Below are 17,077 nucleotides of genomic sequence, written 5' to 3'. Positions count from 1 at the left end.
CTATTGATATACCCCAACAAATTACACCTTGTAAGACTGCATCAGCATTTAATCCTAACATCCATATTGAGAAGCCTACTCCAAGTGCTAGTAATACTACTGGAATATACTTGTTATCTAACTGTTTGTACTTCTTACAACCTGCCCCTATAACATAAAGAGCAGCAACTAAAATTAGCAACTGCTCTGGTATGAAACTTATTAAATTATCCATTTATTTTCCTCCTAATTAAAATATTCCTCTCTGTATTGCAAATATAAAGAATCCAACAAGTGTTGTAATCATTGTCCCAATTAACCACTTTAACATGCTTGTAAGTGAGTTTAGATTCTCGCACAATGCTTTTAATTCTGCTTTAGATTCTATATTCGCTATCTTTAATTCGTCTATTTCTTCTCCATGTTTATTTATTCTTGTTTCATGTCTTTTTAAATCTGCGTTGAAAAGTTCTTCATTCATGAAAACCTCCTTATTTGTATTAAAATAAGACTTAGAGGTTATCTAAGTCTTATATGTTATTAAAACTTCTTGTATCTTGTATGATAAATTTATTAATTCTACATATTTATTTTATTGTATTTTAGATTATCTATATATATTTAATAGCAAACCAATCAAAAGTAGCTCCAGGATTACTTCCAGTAAACAAAAATGGTAAGAATACTCTGTCATTATACATACCTACAGCATTATCATTAGTTTCACTACTTTGATTAATCTTGACATAATAATGCTTATCATAAGAACTATTTCTGCGGTCAAAAGAAGCACAATAGCAAAAGTTAGGTTTACTAGTTAAATTAGAATCAAAAGCAATAGTATAAAAGTCATAATAACCCCCTCCTGACCCCTTAATAAAAACAACATTTGGTTTAAATCCAATATTAGTTAATCTAATCCCAGTAACTTTAATTGAACTAGTATCATTATCATAATAACTAACATATGCTAAATTACCAGCCTTCTTTTTTTCTTGATTCAGAGTTTATTCTTCATTATTTCTCCAAAATCCATATAAAATAATATTACTTTTATCAAATATTATTCTATCTCCAAAATTTAGCATAGTTGACCCATCATTTCTTACTGTTGTCCACCCCAGAAGTTCATAGGAACCTGCTTGTAAATTTCCTGTATTAGATGCTACAATTGCACTTGCACCTGTTAGATATGAATTGTGTTAACTGGTGCCGTACCGCTTACACCCGTTCCAGCTGGAAAATTTGAACTATATGCCACTCTATATTTTCCCCACATACAATATAATATTACATCTTCTTTATCTATTATAATGATTTCTTCTGCCTCACTTGCTATTACAGGAATTTGAGCTTTTTCTATATCAGAAACCCACCCACAAAACTTGTCCTTATCCTCTTCTCCACCTAGCGGATTATTTTCACCATTTTGTAATATAGTGACTATATCACCTTCAACATATCTATTTGTATCTATAGGTACTTCTCCTGTTCTATTTAAAGGGTATTCTTCTGGTGGAAAATTAGCATTATAAGTTACATATCTATATTTTTTCCAGACTGCATATAAATGTAAACCCTCTGATTGTACATGTTCATTTTCTATAGTAGCATTTTCAATTACATCTCCACTCTCAGTTAATGACCAACCACAAAACTTATAATTATATTCTTTGTTATTTTCATCATAATTACTTAATTGCAAAAGACTAACTTTGTCTCCTAAAATATATTTATTACTATCAATAGGTATGGTTGGAATACTACCTTGAAAATCATTAGGAAGATTCAATTCATACACAATATCAACACATTTATACCAGATAGCATATAAAGTAATGTCATCTGTAGCTATATATCTTTCAATTACATCTCCACTTTCAGTTAATGACCAACCTTTAAATCTATATTCATTTAAATCTGTATTACTTGGAGAACCTAGTTTGGCTTCCGTATTAGAGAGTACTGTCATAGGATTTGGTACTATGGTATCTTCATCTAAATGTCCTTCTGGTAAGTTAATGTCATAATTTATTATATATTTTTTACTATTTTCTAATAATTGTAATAAGATATTCAAATCTTCTTTATTTACCTTTTTAGTAAGTTCTAAATTAATATTATCCTTCTCTCTATTCAAGCTATTAATATTCTTTACTACATCTTGATTTAACAATTTATCACCTTCTTTTTTATTTAGAGAGCTACAAAAGTAACTCTCCATTTTGAACATAAAAAAGAACTATCCTATATAGTCCTCACCTGTTATTTCTCTATATTCTACTTCAGTTATTTTATTCTTACCTACTGAATTTTTAACCATTTCTTTAGTCCACATACCATTGTCATAATAATATTTTATTTTATCGTAATTTAACATTATATTAATCCTCCCATCATTAAGCTGTAATTTATATTTGCATTTTCCTGTTCTAATTCTTTAATCTTTTTTAATACTTCTTGTTCAGGTGTTAAAGGTATTTCCACATACTCATATGTAATCTCTTTTGTTGCCTTATCTACATACATAATAGGTGCAAAACCTTCTCTTTGTTCTGCTTCTACTACTTCATTAACTAATACTCCATTTAATTCTAATTCTTGAGCTGACTTATTTAACCCATATGTTTGGTCAAAAGGCATATTGTGTATTAAATTCACCTTATATATATTTCCTTCTTTGTGTTCTAATCCTGTTAAATATTTTTGATTGTTCATTTTTATTACCTCCCGAGTTTAACTATAATAAGCTATTTTTTGTACTGTATGTGTGTTTTGTAGTTTTTTTATTAAGCTGCTTCTATCTCCAGTAATTATATTATTTTCTAAATCAATACATATACTCAATACCCAATCTTTGTAGTTTGAATATTTCCAAATTTCTGCTCCATTAGAAGATATTTTTCTAATGGTATTATCATTGCCTCCACTATATATATTATTCTGTAAATCTACACATACTGAATATACACCACTTTCATGTCCTTTATAACTCCAAATTTCTTCTCCAGTCGAAGATATCTTTCTTACTTTAAAGTTACCATTACCACTTACTATATTATCTTGTGAATCTGTACATACTGAGTTTACAGAACTTTCATATTCTTTATAACTCCAAATTTCAGCACCATTTGTTGACAGTTTTCTTACTGTATCATCAGCACTACCACTTATTATATTATCTTGTGAATCTGTACATACTGAACGTACAGTATCTGTATGCCCAGTAAATCTCCAAATTTCAGCACCACTTGAAGATATTTTTCTTACTTTAAAATCAGCACTACCACTTATTATATTACCTTGCAAGTCTACACATACTGAACGTACAGTACCTGTATGCCCAGTAAATCTCCAAATTTCAGCACCACTTGAAGATATTTTTCTCAAAGTAATATCACTACTACAACTATATATATTATTCTGTAAATCTACACATACTGAATATACACCACTTTCATGTCCTTTATAACTCCAAATTTCTTCTCCAGTTGGAGATATTTTTTTTACTATTCTATCATAATTTCCACTAATAATATTATTATTTAGGTCTATACATATTGAATATACATAACCACCTTGGATTTTATCCCATACTTCAGTAGGTGCAGGTAAAACCTCTTTCACAATAGTATCTAGTTTAGTTATTTTGTGTATTTCACTTTGGTTATCTTTTGTAACTAGAATACCTAAATTTTGTTGTAGTTTTCTTACAGTAGTATCATTACTTCCACTATAAACATTACTATTAGAGTCTATAGAAACACATCTGACATAATCAGTATGACCTTTAAACTCCCATATTTTTGTGTCAATTGAAGATATTTTCCTTATAATTTTATCTCTACCTCCAATATAGACCGAACCTTCAGAATCTGTGTTGACTGTAAATATATTACTAGTATTTTCATTATATTTCCATATCTCAGTTCCGTTTGAAGATATTTTTCTTATAGATTTATCATCACTACCACTATAGACATTACTATCTAAATCTACACATACTGAATATACTGAACTTGTATGACCTGTGAACTTCCATATTTCTATACCACTTTGAGATATTTTTCTTACAGTATTATCATAACTACCACTATAAAGATTGTTATCTAAATCTGTACATACAGAAAAGACATAACTTGTATGACCTGTGAACTTCCATATTTCTATACCACTTTGAGATATTTTTCTTATTGTATAATCATCACTAGCACTATAAACATTTCCATTTAAATCTACGCATACACCTTCAACATACCCTGTATGACCAGTAAATTTCCATATTTCTATACCACTTTGAGATATTTTTCTTACTGTGTAATCATCACTGGCACTATAAATATTATTTTGTTTGTCAACACATATGGATTTTACTGGTAGTGTATGGCTTGTGAACTCCCACATCTCAGTACCACTTGTTGATATTTTTCTTATTGTACTATCATGACTGCAACTAATTATATTATTATTTAAATCTACACATACTGAATATACTCCACCTGTATGGCCTGTAAATTCCCAAACTTCTTCAACATCACTAGGCATATCTGGCATTTGTTTTATACTACTAATATTACTTGCCATAGTTTGAAATGTATCACTACTATTAGTTGGTACTTTTTTGTCAGTAATAGCAGTAGCGATTAATTCCTTTCCATTACTGACAGATTGAAAAAGTTCATTAACTGCATCTGTTAGGTTTTTAGCATTTGTGCTTAATTCGTTTACACCTATTTTTGCATCAATTTTAACACTAGAATAAGTACTATCTAGTGTTGTTATATTATCGTTTATTGTAGCTGTTATAACTTCTTTATTGGTATTACCATTTACAACAGTCACTTTTACATCTATATTACTTTCATTAAAAATTTCTATTGTATTAGAATCAACTACAGTATAAGAATTAGTCATACTTTTCTTAGTTGCTTCATCCAATATGGCAACAAATATATTCTCCGTAACAAGATTATGGTTAACTGTAAGTTTAAAGTATTCTCCATCAGATAACCAATCAGATTCAACATAAGACTTACTAAAGGCTACATTAGTTGCAGCCGAACTCATTTCAGCGATTTTTTCATATACCTTATCAAAATCATATGTAAATCTTTCTTTCAATGTACTTTTTTGAGTTCCATCGTAAGTTTCTCTTGTTTGTATTATTTCTCCTGTTGTATTTGTACTTTCCAACTCTTCAAATCTATCCTCAAATTCAGTAATCTTATTGCTCACAGCAGTTTCCATATTTGTCTTAGCAGTATTAACTTCAACTATTTTATTATCAACCTCAGCTACTTTATCATCTACTTTCTTTTGCATGTTAGTTATAGATGTTTGTCTAGTTGATTCATTTAATTCTCTAGTTTCTTCATTGCTTTTTCTTAGTTTTTCATTCTCTTCTCTCTTAGTTTCTGAACTTTGTCTTGTTATTTCATTTGCTTTTCTTGTTTCTTCATTAGTTTCCCTTGTTGTTTCACTAACTTTTCTAACTTCCTCATTTGTATTTCTAGTTTCTTCACTTACATTTCTTACTTCTTCACTTGCTTTTCTAGTTTCTTCATTTGCATTTCTAGTTTCTTCGCTAGTATTTCTTACTTCTTCACTTGCTTTTCTAGTATTTTCATTGCTTTTTCTTAGTTCTTCATTTTCTTCTCTTGTCTCTTCATTGCTTTTTCTAAGCTCTTCACTTTCTTCCCTTTTAGTTTCTGATTCTTGCCTATCTACTTCATTAGTAACTCTTGTTTCTTCACTTGTATTTCTTACTTCTTCACTTGCTTTTCTAGTATTTTCATTTGATTCTCTTGTTTCTTCACTAGTTTTTCTTATTCCCTCATTTGATTCTCTAACTATCTCATTATTTTCTCTTGTTTCTTCATTTGTATTTCTAGTTTCTTCACTTGATTCTCTGACTATCTCATTGTTTTTTCTTATCTCTTCATTTGCTTCTCTTGTTGTTTCATTTGTCTTTCTAAGTTCCTCACTTGCTTCCCTTGTTATTTCATTTGTCTTTCTAGTTTCTTCATTAGTTTCCCTAGTAAGCTCTTGAGTTTTTCTTGTTTCCTCATTATCACATCTTTCAGCTTCATTACCTTTTCTTTGATTTTCACTTTCAATTCTTATATTCTCATTGCCAACTCTTACATTCTCAGAACTTATTCTAATTTCTTCATTAGATTTTCTTACATTTTCATTTTCTTGTCTTTCTTCTTCATAACTTAATACATTTAATATGTCTTTTATTATATCCCAACTAGGCTCATCCTCTATTGCATTTCTATTTATACTTTTTTCAACTTTTATTATTGTAGAAAATGTAGTAACTACCTTGTCATCTTTATATAAAGTTATCTCAGAAGCAACATCACCTTCCTCTGAAAGCTCTATATGACTTAATTCAGTATAAACAGTTGAACCTTCTATAGTACAATTTTTCTGAGTAACTCTTCCACTTGGTAAACTAAAAAATGCTAATGCTGTATATCCAGTTAAATCAACATCTATAGAATCCTGTACTATCCTCATGTTATAAAATACATTGTTGTCATTTTGCTTATATCTAGCTATTTGATACATCTTGGTATTGATGTCTACAATATAAACTCTATCTCTCAATTTATATCACCTGCTTTCTAATACTTCTATTCGTTTTGTAAGTTCTTCTATTTTTTTACTTGTTATATCTTTATAATTTTCAAAATTTAATATAGTTTTTTGTAAAGATAACTGTAATACTGCTAAGTGAGATGTTATATCTTGTGCATAAACGCCTTCACCAGCCTCATCTGACACATCTTTAAAAATGTATTTAGAAATAGGATTATCTAAAGAGGAGTGTATATCAAGCTGTAACCTATGTTCAATATTGTTATTGCTCATAGATTTTAAATTATATGGTGTAAATACATCAGATTGTACTGAGCTACTTTTAACAAAATCTATACAGTTATTTGAAATCTCTTCATTAAATGTACTATTCATCATTCGAGTAGATGTAGTTGCTGTTCTTGATAGTTGATTTAAATTATTACATACTAAATAATCCCAAGCTTTCCTATTTGAACCACAATTATACCAACTATCTGTTTGAGGATTTATATGTTGTGTATTTAAACCTGTATTAATGTAACTTTTTTCATCTTGATAACCAAATTCAAATACTTCCTCACCATCAAGATAACCACTAATCACATCATTAGAAACATATACATATGAATAATCATTATATTTCATACGCATTGCTTTTCCTATTCCTACTCCATACTGTGCTGTAGCATCTAAGGCACATTTTGCACCATTCCCCTCAAATAGCAATATAAATGGATTTGATGAACTAGCACCTATTCTGTCACATAAAATAGTACCTGTATCTATATAATCAGCATTTATATATAATCTATTTCCACTTAAATATATTCCACAATTTCGATTCCCTGTTAATGCATCAAATACTGCTTTTTGGTCACTAGTTAAAACACTTTCATAGTTGTTTTTATCACCTATAGATAACTCATTAGCTCTTATATTGACTTTTCCATTACTATCTACTTGTAGCGTTGTATATCCATCATTATCTCTCACAGTTAAATTTCTACCATTTATAAATTGCCCCTCTAAAGTACCAGTTCTAATGTAACTTGCATTTAAATATAACTCATTCCCAACCATATATAGTCCTTTAGCAAGACCATTATTAGTTAATTTGTTAAATATCTCAAGTTGAGTTATATTATCTATTTCTCCTCCTATAATTGACTCTAGCGACTTCCCTTTTAATGTAAATGTTGTTGCACCTATATGAACATTTCCAAAACTGTCTATATTTAAAGTTGTTTGGCTGTTTCCATCAACCACAACTAAATTTTTAGCTTCAATATACTGTCCTTTTACTTTTCCTACATTTATCTTATCTGCATCTAAATCTCTTATAACTGCATGACCTATAGCTGCTTCTTCAAAATATTCAGCTGCATCACTTAACTTCCTTGTTGTTGCACTAACTTCATTTGAAAATTCATTATAGTTATCATGTGTATTCCCTACTCTTACTCTATAATACCAAGTCTGCATAGGCTTAACTTCATGAAGTAATGAACTTGCTTGACCCACATATATCCTATTTGTATATCCTACAGTATCTGGTTCAAATCCTTTTATTTGGGATGCATATACTTCATAGTTATAATATAGTTTATTATCAAAAGTCCAATCTAATTGAATCATACTCCATAATCCTAATGCTGTGACATTTGAAGGCTCTGGAAGTGTATCTGGGAAATTATCACTTTCAATTACAATATTATCTACATTATTTTGAACCTTATCTATTTTTTCTTCTAAATTATCTATTCTTTCATCTTTAAAATGATTTACTAAGTCACCAATTTCAACCGAATTGTATTTCTTTAATACTGGATTATATTCAGTTTTTACTACCCTTGCAGTAGCATTTATACCTAGATTATAGTCTCTAACTATTATTTCATCATCCATACTGACAGTCTCAAGCATCTTATAGTTTTTATAATCTTCTGTAGTTGATAAATCTACAAATTCAACTTTGTAAGTAACTTTAGGCAAATCAACATTATTTTTAATAAAATAGTCTTTACATTTATTTCTTAAGCTCTCTTCATCCTTTACACCATCATCTGTAAAATCAATTGCAACAATTCTTTGAGTTGGATAATTATTTATATATTTGCTTTCTATATATTTTTCTGACAGTGTAATTTTCTTATTTTTACCACTTTTTTTAATTGCATATGGATATATCTTAGTTATGACTTCCTGTGTATCATAAGTTGCTGTAAGACCTGTTATGTTCTTCCTATATGCTAGTAATACATTATTGCTTTCTCCAATATTATTTAATAAACTTATATTAAAATTATCTCTTTTTAATTTAGATTTGTTGTTAAATAACTCTTTAATATCAGATATAGCATTGTGTGGACTTACACAAGATATTAAAAAGTCTTTATTTCCTGTTATATCTGAATATCCTACAAATCTATTTTCTTCAGTACAGGACCTAAATATTTGATTAAGAGCTTCTTCACAGGTAACATTTTTAAGTTCTAAAATCTCTATAAAATTATTTAACAAGTCATAACTAATATGTTCTGCTTTAACTAATATTTTTCCATCAAGTTCTTTAGAGATATAATAAATCCTAAATAACTGATTTTTAAGTCTTGGAGAAGCATCAGCCATAACTATTTTATTATAATCAATTTCATCAAATAAAAAAGAGCTCACATAATATGTAAACTCTAACTCAAACAACCCATTTAATTCTTCTGTAACCTTTGATTCAACTGCATCTTTTAATATTCCTAATCCATTGTTTTTAAAACTTGTTTCATTTGCTTTATATAACCTAAGCAATCTATAACACCACCCATCTAGGTTCTATCTCTATTTTTTCTACATCTCCAGTGTATGTTATTATATTTTCACCATGTTCCAATGTTGGAAAATCTCCAAACATTCTACTATTCTCATTAACTATATCATTTGTATGAATATCTATCTTATAAGCATTCATAAGTTCACAATCAATATATATATGTCCTTGAACTTCTGTAAGTTCTATTATTTCATTATTTATTTTTAATTCTATATCACCATTTCCAAATACTTTTATAAGAGGATACGAAGCCATTCCAGTATTTATTAACTTAGAATTTGATTCATTTATTGTAATTAAATTACTAATTAACTGTTTTTTGAGTGGTTTACATTCAAATGTAATCTTAAAATATCCTAAATCCTTTATAACTTCTTCTAAATCAAGTTTATTAATACAAACTGCTTCTCTATAATAGTTTGGGTCACTACTTATAATAAGATTTTTATATGAAAAGTCTGTTTGTAACCACATCTTTATTTCAGATGATAGTATGTTAATATCTTTACCATCCACATCTATATAACATTCTATTTCAAGATTAAAATTGCTATAACAACCTTCATCTAAAATAAGACTGCCATTCCTTCCTGGAATCTCTATTCTTTCAAATCTCCGTTCTGGTGATGCAAGTTCATTAATATCTGTAATTACAATACCAAAATCTCTACTATTTATCTCACCATATTGAAAAGAAACTAGTTCATTTTCACTGACACAGTATTGTAAAGCCAAATTATCACCTCCTAATACATAAAAAAAAGATGCTTCAAATTTTTCTTTTGATACATCCTCTTCTATTTACTTTGCATATTTTTATCAAGATATGATATAATAAAAGCAAGAAGAACTACAATCTATTGTCAGTAGAGTGGAGTTCATCATAAATGATGTTATTTGAATTTATGGAATTTGATTTTTAAATCAAACTCCCAACCACTCTTAGTGCCAGCTTTGAGTGGTTTTTTACATTTTCTAAATAACTTACTTATCAAGTAAACTATATAGCTAGCTAAAATACTAGCTAGTACACCTTGTAAAAAATTATCCATACATAATCACCTCCCTTCTTAATGTTGGGAGGATAATCCTTTGTTTGTATGAATTCCACTCTTAGATTATAGGTTCCATCTTCTTGCTAAAATCATTATACCATAATCTGGATATTGAAAATATATTTGTTACACTAAAACTTTAATTTTCGATTTGTAATAAATGCTATTTCAGAACCTATTTGCTCTATATCTTGTTTAGTATTATTTATAAACTTTTCTATATGTAAAGTTAACTCAACTCTTTTATCACTACTTTTTTCGTTATCAACTTTACTATTATTATTTATATTAACAGTTGCATCCTTCAGTAAATTATTTGAGGCTATCCCTCTTGCTAGAGTATCTGAGTATGCTATACTTTGTAAGTTTTCTATTTCATTTCTAAACCTTGCTGCTTCTTTTCTTCCTCCTATAGGTATATTTACATCTTTAAATCCTATATTAGAAAGTTGTTTATTTATAGAATTAACTATGTCACTTAAAACTTTACCCAATGCTCCTTGCATAGATTTAATACCATCTATCATGCCCTGCATAGAATCTTTACCAGTTTCCATAAACATAGCTGGTACTACTCCAAATTTATCCTTAAAACTTTCAATTTGTTCCTCTATACTTTTTTGCATTTCTTGACCTAGTTTTCTATATTCTGCATCATAAGTTTTTTTCAATTCTTCAATTTCTTTTTCTATTCTATATTTTTCATCTTCTGTATCTTCTTTGGCTCTTCTTTCAGCTATTTTCTTCTTTTCTTGATAGAGTCTTTCGTATTCTTCTAGTTGCTCTTTTGACATCTTATTTATTGCTTCTATTTCATTATGAGCTTGTGGTCCTTTAGCTAATAGTTCCTCATACAAATCTTTACCTACTTTTGTAGATAAATCTGCCATATCAGTGTCCCATTTTCTAAGTACATCAACTTGCTCTTCTAGGTTTTCCATTAACTCATCATTGTCAATTTCTTCAAATGTTACAGAAGAAAATAAGTCTGTATAACCCATTAAAGATTTTACTCTTGAGTCATATATCTTTTGATATTCTTCATTTAGTTTCTTTTGGTCCTCAATATATTTCTTATCTAAGTTTGCTACTTTTTCAGCATAATCTTCTTTAATATCATTATATTTTTTATTGAAATCTCTTTCAGCTTTTATTTTCTCTTCTCTGAGTTTTTGTAGTTCTTCTTGATGCTTTTCAGTATCTTCTTTTTCTTTTTTATCATACTTTTTATTTATTTTTTCAAATTTTTCTCTATATTCTTCTTGGTCTTTTACAGACTCCTTATTATATTTATCTTTAATCTTCTTTAATGCTGCTAATTTTTCTTTTTTATTTTTATATTTCTTTGCTTCTGCTTCCTTTATATCTTCGTTTTCTTTTTCATTTCTTTCTTTTTGTTTTTTCTTATGTTCTTTATCTAATTCTGCTATTTCTTCAGCTTTTTCTTCTTGTAGTTTTTGAACTTCCTTATTAAACTTCTTAATTTCTTGAGCTTCTTTTATGTTTCCATTGCCTATTATTGCTTGGATTGTTCTAAGTGTATTTGTTAATCCTTCTTCTATGTTTGACAATCCATCTAAATACGCTTTTGCTGAGTTTTCTCCTGCTTTTTTAAATTGTGAGGCTATTCCTGATGAAGAACTACCTATACCTTTTGTCATAGTATTAGAAAGTTTGCTAATAGAGTCTAGTATACTTCCTCTACTTGATGTAAAACCTTCCATTGATGCTCTAAATATCCTTGATGTTGGTAACATATCTTGCTGAATAAAATTATTGCTATTTTGAGGAATCATAGAACCACTTCTAAAAAGTCCACTTACTTTATCTTTTATTCCATTTATTTTACTTGTAATTCCTCCAAGTATACCGCTTATTGCTTTTTGTGCGGCTTTAAATGGAGCTGTCAAAATATTAGATATTGTACTAAATACACTTGAACATACTGATTTTACTGCATTTGCACCATTACTTACTGCTGTTTTTATATTACTCCATACATTTGATATTGCTGTTTTTATATTATTCCATATAGTTGTAACCGCTGATTTTAAGGAATTAAACCCTGATGTTGTTGTATTTTTTACATTTGATACTGAGCTTGTAGCACTCGATTTAATATTATTCCATGCATTTGATACTGCTGTTTTGATTCCACTCCATATCGAAGATGTTATATTTTTTATTCCATTCCATGCACTTGACACTACCGACTTGACCGCATTCGACACACTACTAGCAATTGATTTTATTCCATTCCATGCGTTTGTTACAACTGTCTTAATTCCATTCCAAATTGTACTTGATATATCCTTTATACTATTCCACGCATTTGTTACAACTGCTTTTACAGAATCTACTGCACCCATTACATATGGTTTTATTGCATCCCAAACACTTTGTATTACGCTTTTTATACCTTCCCATATCGATGAAGTTATATCTTTTATACCTTGCCACGCAGCTCTTACTAATGCTTTTACTATTTCCACGCCAAGTCCTATAATTGCCTTTATAAAATCCCAAACGCTCTGTATTATATCAGAAATAGATTGCCATATAGTTGTAGCTGTTTCTTTAATTGATTCCCATGCCATGTTTACCATTTCGGCAATGAATGAGGTAACTGGACTTAAAAATTCTGTTATACTATTCCATGCATCTGTTACTGAACTAACAATACCATTCCATACATTTGTAGCCATTTCTTTAATACTTTCCCATAACTCGCCTAAAAAACTTGTTATATTGCTCCAAGTATTTGTTGTCCATTCTAAAACGCTATTCCAAGCACTACTAACACCTTCAGATATACTCGTCCAAAGGTTATTACAACCTTCCTTTATACTATTCCACGCATTTGACAAACTCTCTGTTATGCTATTCCACGCATTTGAAACTCCTCGAGTTATTTTGTTCCACGTATCAGCGAATCCTTTATCTGTATTACTACACCAAGTGTCGAAATCGCTTTGAGATGTATCAATATTCTTCTTGATTTCATCTCTTAATACTTCCCATCTCGATTTTATTTCTCCTGTTGTCCAATCAATTTTTTCCACTTGACCTTCTGCTTGTTTTTGAGCTTCTGAAACAATTTCTTCGTGCATTTCTTGTGCTTTTTTTACTGCTTCATCTTTTTGTTTTGTAGCTTCTTGAATTACTTTATTTGCAAGTTCTTCATTTTCTTTCCCGCCCTCAGCTCTAAGTTGAGCTGCTAACTTGAGTCTCTCATTGTACTCTTCATTTGCTGATTTTACAGTTTCATCTCTTTGCTTTATAGAATTTTTCACAACATCTGCTGCTTGTTTTGCTGAGAGATTTGTAGCGTTAGCTCTCATTTTTTCCATTATTGCTGCTTGTTCTGCTTCACTTTCAGACATGACATTTACAGCTGTATTTAACATTTCTGTTTTAATACGATTTATTTCATCTGCTTCAGATTGTGTCAGACTTCTATTTTCTTCACTTGCTTTAGTTAAAATTTCTTTTACTCTAGCTGTACTTTCTTCTACTTTCTTTTCTTTGTTACTATAAGCTTCGTCAGTATTTTTTATTAAAGCTTCTTTTTCTTTGTCTGATAAAGTGGTTGAGCTAACAAACATTTCTTGTAATGTTGCTTTACTGCTTTCTTTTGTTTCATTTAACTTTGATGTTATCTGACTAGACATAGAGTCAAAGTTACTTATTAAAGTATCCTTCATTTCAGTCGAAACAGTTTCTCCAGACCACGACATTCGGTTCAAGGTTGTTGTTGTTTGCTCTTCTAAATCCATAAAAGCTCCAACTGCTTTTTGTGTCCCATCTGATATGTTTTCTCCAAACCTTTCTCCAACTTGAATCGAATCTTGCGACATGTATTTATTCAAGGCTATTCCTAATGCAGTTATTGCGATGATAGCTAATCCAGTCGGACTTATTATCATAGATATCCCTTTTGCCAAAACTGACATTGTTTTTGAACTTGCATCCGCAGTTCCTCTAACTACTGCTAATGTTGTTTTTAGAAATGTAAATGCACTTCCTATCGACCCGATAGCAGCAATGGCCTTAGGTATTGTGATTGCCATTGTCCCAAGTACTACTAATAAAGGTCCTATTGCTGAGACTACAGCTCCTATCGATACAATTATTCTAGCGAAACTAGGATTACTCTTTGCCATTTCGCTAACACTTTTCATAAAAGCAGTTGCCATTTCAGCTACTTTAGCAATCACAGGCATCATAACTTCTCCCAAATCAGACATCATATTCTTCGTTGAATTCAACGCATCTTCAAGTTTTGTTTTTGTAGTATTATCCAGTTGTTCAAAAGCCTTATCACAAAGACCAGCAGAATTTTTCATATCCCCCAGCATTTGATTAAATGAATCCGCACTCTTTGTCCCTTCAATTATTTCTCCCGTAGTTTCATTAACTGCATCACCTAACAGAACATTAGCCGCCTTTGCACCTTCTGCTGAACCAAATAGGTCTGATAGAGATAAACTATTTTTCTTTGCATAATCATCTAATATTAATAATACATCTGCTGTTGATTTTCCTTCTTTTTGCAAATCAGCAAATCCTTTATCTGTTAATTTTTTAAGTATTTTATCTGCTTTACTCCCACTTTTCCCAAGCTCATTGAACATTGCATTCATGTAAGTTGTTGCTTCTGTGCCAGCAATTCCTTTTGCAGTTAATATAGCATATCCAGCTCCAAGTTGCTCTATACTGACATTCAAACTTTTTGCAGTTGGAATTATTTTCCCCATAGAACTTGCTAACTCATCCACTGTAATCTTGCCCTTATTTTGAACCTGTATAAGTACATCACTTACATGAGCCATATCCTTTTGAGACATACCATACGCATTTTGAATAGTTGTCAACACATCTGTAGCTTTTGCTAAATCTGTTAAACCTGCTGTTGCTAGTTTATCTGCTTGTGCTAAAAATTCAGTTACATCTGCTTGCTTTACACTTGCAGATATCGCATTATATGCAGAGTTAGCATATTCATCATAAGCCATTCCAATTTCATTAGCACCCTCTTTTAATGTGCTTGCATAAGCATCCCACTCACTTTTTCCACCTTGAACTTTTTCTGTATTTAGTTGTAATATAGAGTTAACAACTGACATTGCTTGTTCTGTGTTTGTAGCTGCTGTTACTGCTGCTGTTCCCATTGCAATTAGTCCAGTTGTGACTGTCGAAGTTAGTGTTTGCCCAATATCTTTCATTTTAGTTCCAATAGCATCAAATGGCATACTTCTTAATGAATCACTAAGTCTATTAGCTTCTGCCTCAGCATTATTCATAGCTGTTCTCATATCAGTTAAAGAATCTTCTCCATTTTCGATTTCATTACCTAATTGAGTCTGAGAATTTTTAAGTCTTTCAATAGCTTCTCTATATCTTTGTGACTGTTCTGAACTTTCTCCATACATACTATTACAACGTTCTAATTGTTGTTCATATCTTTCTATTTTGTTTCCTATTTCAGTGTACTTTTGCTTTGACTTATCTATTTCACTTGTAAGTTTAGATATACCTTGAGCATATGCATCGATTGTGTTTCTAGCTGTTTTTAGTTCATTCTCAGTCTGTTTTATAGAGTTTTTTAGTGATGAAAATGGTCCACTTGAAGTTGATGCTATCTTATTTAATTCGGATGCTGCTAATGCTGATTGCCTCCCTATTTGTGTCAAAGAATTTGCTGTATCAGAAATTTGTTTTCCCATTGCTGTCATAGCAGTACCAGTAGACTTAGTGTGTGAATTAAATTGACTAAGTTGTTTAGCTGCGTCAGCAAGAGCTTTAAAAAACTTCCCTCCATCTAGGTCTAAATAACCAACTGCTGTTCCTAATTCTAAGGACATATTTTTCCCTCCCTTCCTCAAAATTCCACATAAAAAAACACCTACTATTTAAGTAAGTGTCTGTATTGCTATTTTCAATTTATTCTTTTTTATCTTCTATAAGTTTTTCTATATTGGTATTCAACTGAGCTAGCTGTCTAATTATCATCCAATTTTGTTCTGTTAAAGCACTAAGGTATCCTATTTTTGCTTGTTCCTTTGCTTCGGCAAAACTCAAAGCCATTCCAGTCTTAATAAGACCATTACCAAACAAATCGCTTGCTATTCTCTTTAATACTATTAAATCTTTTTCATCTAAATTTTCTAACTGATATTTCTTCATAAATTCCTGTATCTCATACTCTTTTTTTTCTTCTTTTGTCATATTCTTCATTTTTTCATAAAACTGTTTATTTCTTTCTTTTGTTGCTTCTCTTTCTTCTTTACTAATCTTATCCCCAAATAATGCCATGATATTCTCCTTCACTATAAATTAAACATATTTTTTAATTTAAAAATACAACACAAGAAACATTTTTTCATCAATTATTCTTTACATACCACTTAGTTAATATAATACTAGAATTAGGAACAGCAGTAGGTTATCTAGATTTAGCTTTACATACCACTTAGTTAATATAATACCTCATAATACCTCAAAACAAATTGAGAATTTTCAATCCTTACACATATAAAACCACATTAAAATTGCAGTGAATAACCAGTAGTGTTTTTGATATATCACAAAATATGCTTATATCATAGTAATTTCAATGATTACATCTGAT

At 29.9% G+C, this 17,077-nt stretch carries 11 protein-coding genes; all 11 read right to left on the bottom strand.

Translation table 11 applies throughout. The annotated features are described in order from the left end of the window. On the bottom strand, positions 1-214 hold a 214-nt coding region (locus tag IC173_RS18510), incomplete at its 3' end, for a phage holin family protein (RefSeq protein WP_227856060.1). A 15-nt stretch (positions 215-229) separates the two neighbouring features. Then, a complete protein-coding gene (locus tag IC173_RS18505; protein WP_021385516.1) occupies positions 230-460 on the bottom strand; it encodes a hemolysin XhlA family protein in 231 nt (76 codons plus the stop codon). 705 nt (positions 461-1,165) lie between these two features. Next, entirely contained in the window at positions 1,166-2,203 is a 1,038-nt protein-coding gene (locus IC173_RS18500) for an InlB B-repeat-containing protein (protein ID WP_227856059.1), read from the bottom strand. Between the two features lie 18 nt (positions 2,204-2,221). Next, on the bottom strand, positions 2,222-2,359 hold the full coding sequence (locus IC173_RS18495) for an XkdX family protein (RefSeq protein WP_227482478.1): 138 nt from the start codon (positions 2,357-2,359) through the stop codon (positions 2,222-2,224). Next, on the bottom strand, positions 2,359-2,697 hold the full coding sequence (locus tag IC173_RS18490) for a hypothetical protein (protein WP_227482477.1): 339 nt from the start codon (positions 2,695-2,697) through the stop codon (positions 2,359-2,361). Before IC173_RS18490 ends, IC173_RS18495 begins: the two co-directional genes overlap by 1 nt. Before the next feature lie 18 nt (positions 2,698-2,715). Next, entirely contained in the window at positions 2,716-6,594 is a 3,879-nt protein-coding gene (locus IC173_RS18485) for a hypothetical protein (protein WP_227856058.1), read from the bottom strand. Between the two features lie 6 nt (positions 6,595-6,600). After that, positions 6,601-9,369 carry a phage tail spike protein gene (locus IC173_RS18480; protein WP_227856057.1) on the bottom strand — a complete coding sequence of 923 codons (2,769 nt, stop codon included), beginning with the start codon at positions 9,367-9,369 and terminating at the stop codon, positions 6,601-6,603. Position 9,370: 1 nt separating this feature from the next. Further along, positions 9,371-10,126 carry a distal tail protein Dit gene (locus IC173_RS18475; RefSeq protein ID WP_227856056.1) on the bottom strand — a complete coding sequence of 252 codons (756 nt, stop codon included), beginning with the start codon at positions 10,124-10,126 and terminating at the stop codon, positions 9,371-9,373. 158 nt (positions 10,127-10,284) lie between these two features. Next, positions 10,285-10,443 (bottom strand): type I toxin-antitoxin system toxin, encoded by a 159-nt coding sequence (locus tag IC173_RS18470; protein WP_054276803.1) that lies wholly within the window; start codon positions 10,441-10,443, stop codon positions 10,285-10,287. 134 nt (positions 10,444-10,577) lie between these two features. After that, a complete protein-coding gene (locus IC173_RS18465; protein ID WP_227856055.1) occupies positions 10,578-16,310 on the bottom strand; it encodes a phage tail tape measure protein in 5,733 nt (1,910 codons plus the stop codon). Between the two features lie 79 nt (positions 16,311-16,389). Then, on the bottom strand, positions 16,390-16,761 hold the full coding sequence (locus IC173_RS18460; RefSeq protein WP_077710981.1) for a hypothetical protein: 372 nt from the start codon (positions 16,759-16,761) through the stop codon (positions 16,390-16,392). Between the last annotated feature and the right edge of the window lie 316 nt (positions 16,762-17,077).

Source organism: Clostridioides sp. ES-S-0048-02 (assembly GCF_020658495.1).
Classification (GTDB): domain Bacteria; phylum Bacillota; class Clostridia; order Peptostreptococcales; family Peptostreptococcaceae; genus Clostridioides.
This window is presented reverse-complemented; position numbering and strand designations above follow the sequence as displayed.

What these genes read in the sequence shown, in the direction of transcription:
- IC173_RS18490 (WP_227482477.1), bottom strand. Translation starts at nt 2,697, where the DNA reads ATGAACAATCAAAAATATTTAACAGGATTAGAACACAAAGAAGGAAAT.
- IC173_RS18460 (WP_077710981.1), bottom strand. Translation starts at nt 16,761, where the DNA reads ATGGCATTATTTGGGGATAAGATTAGTAAAGAAGAAAGAGAAGCAACA.
- IC173_RS18470 (WP_054276803.1), bottom strand. Translation starts at nt 10,443, where the DNA reads ATGGATAATTTTTTACAAGGTGTACTAGCTAGTATTTTAGCTAGCTAT.
- IC173_RS18465 (WP_227856055.1), bottom strand. Translation starts at nt 16,310, where the DNA reads ATGTCCTTAGAATTAGGAACAGCAGTTGGTTATTTAGACCTAGATGGA.
- IC173_RS18500 (WP_227856059.1), bottom strand. Translation starts at nt 2,203, where the DNA reads ATGGAGAGTTACTTTTGTAGCTCTCTAAATAAAAAAGAAGGTGATAAA.
- IC173_RS18505 (WP_021385516.1), bottom strand. Translation starts at nt 460, where the DNA reads ATGAATGAAGAACTTTTCAACGCAGATTTAAAAAGACATGAAACAAGA.
- IC173_RS18495 (WP_227482478.1), bottom strand. Translation starts at nt 2,359, where the DNA reads ATGTTAAATTACGATAAAATAAAATATTATTATGACAATGGTATGTGG.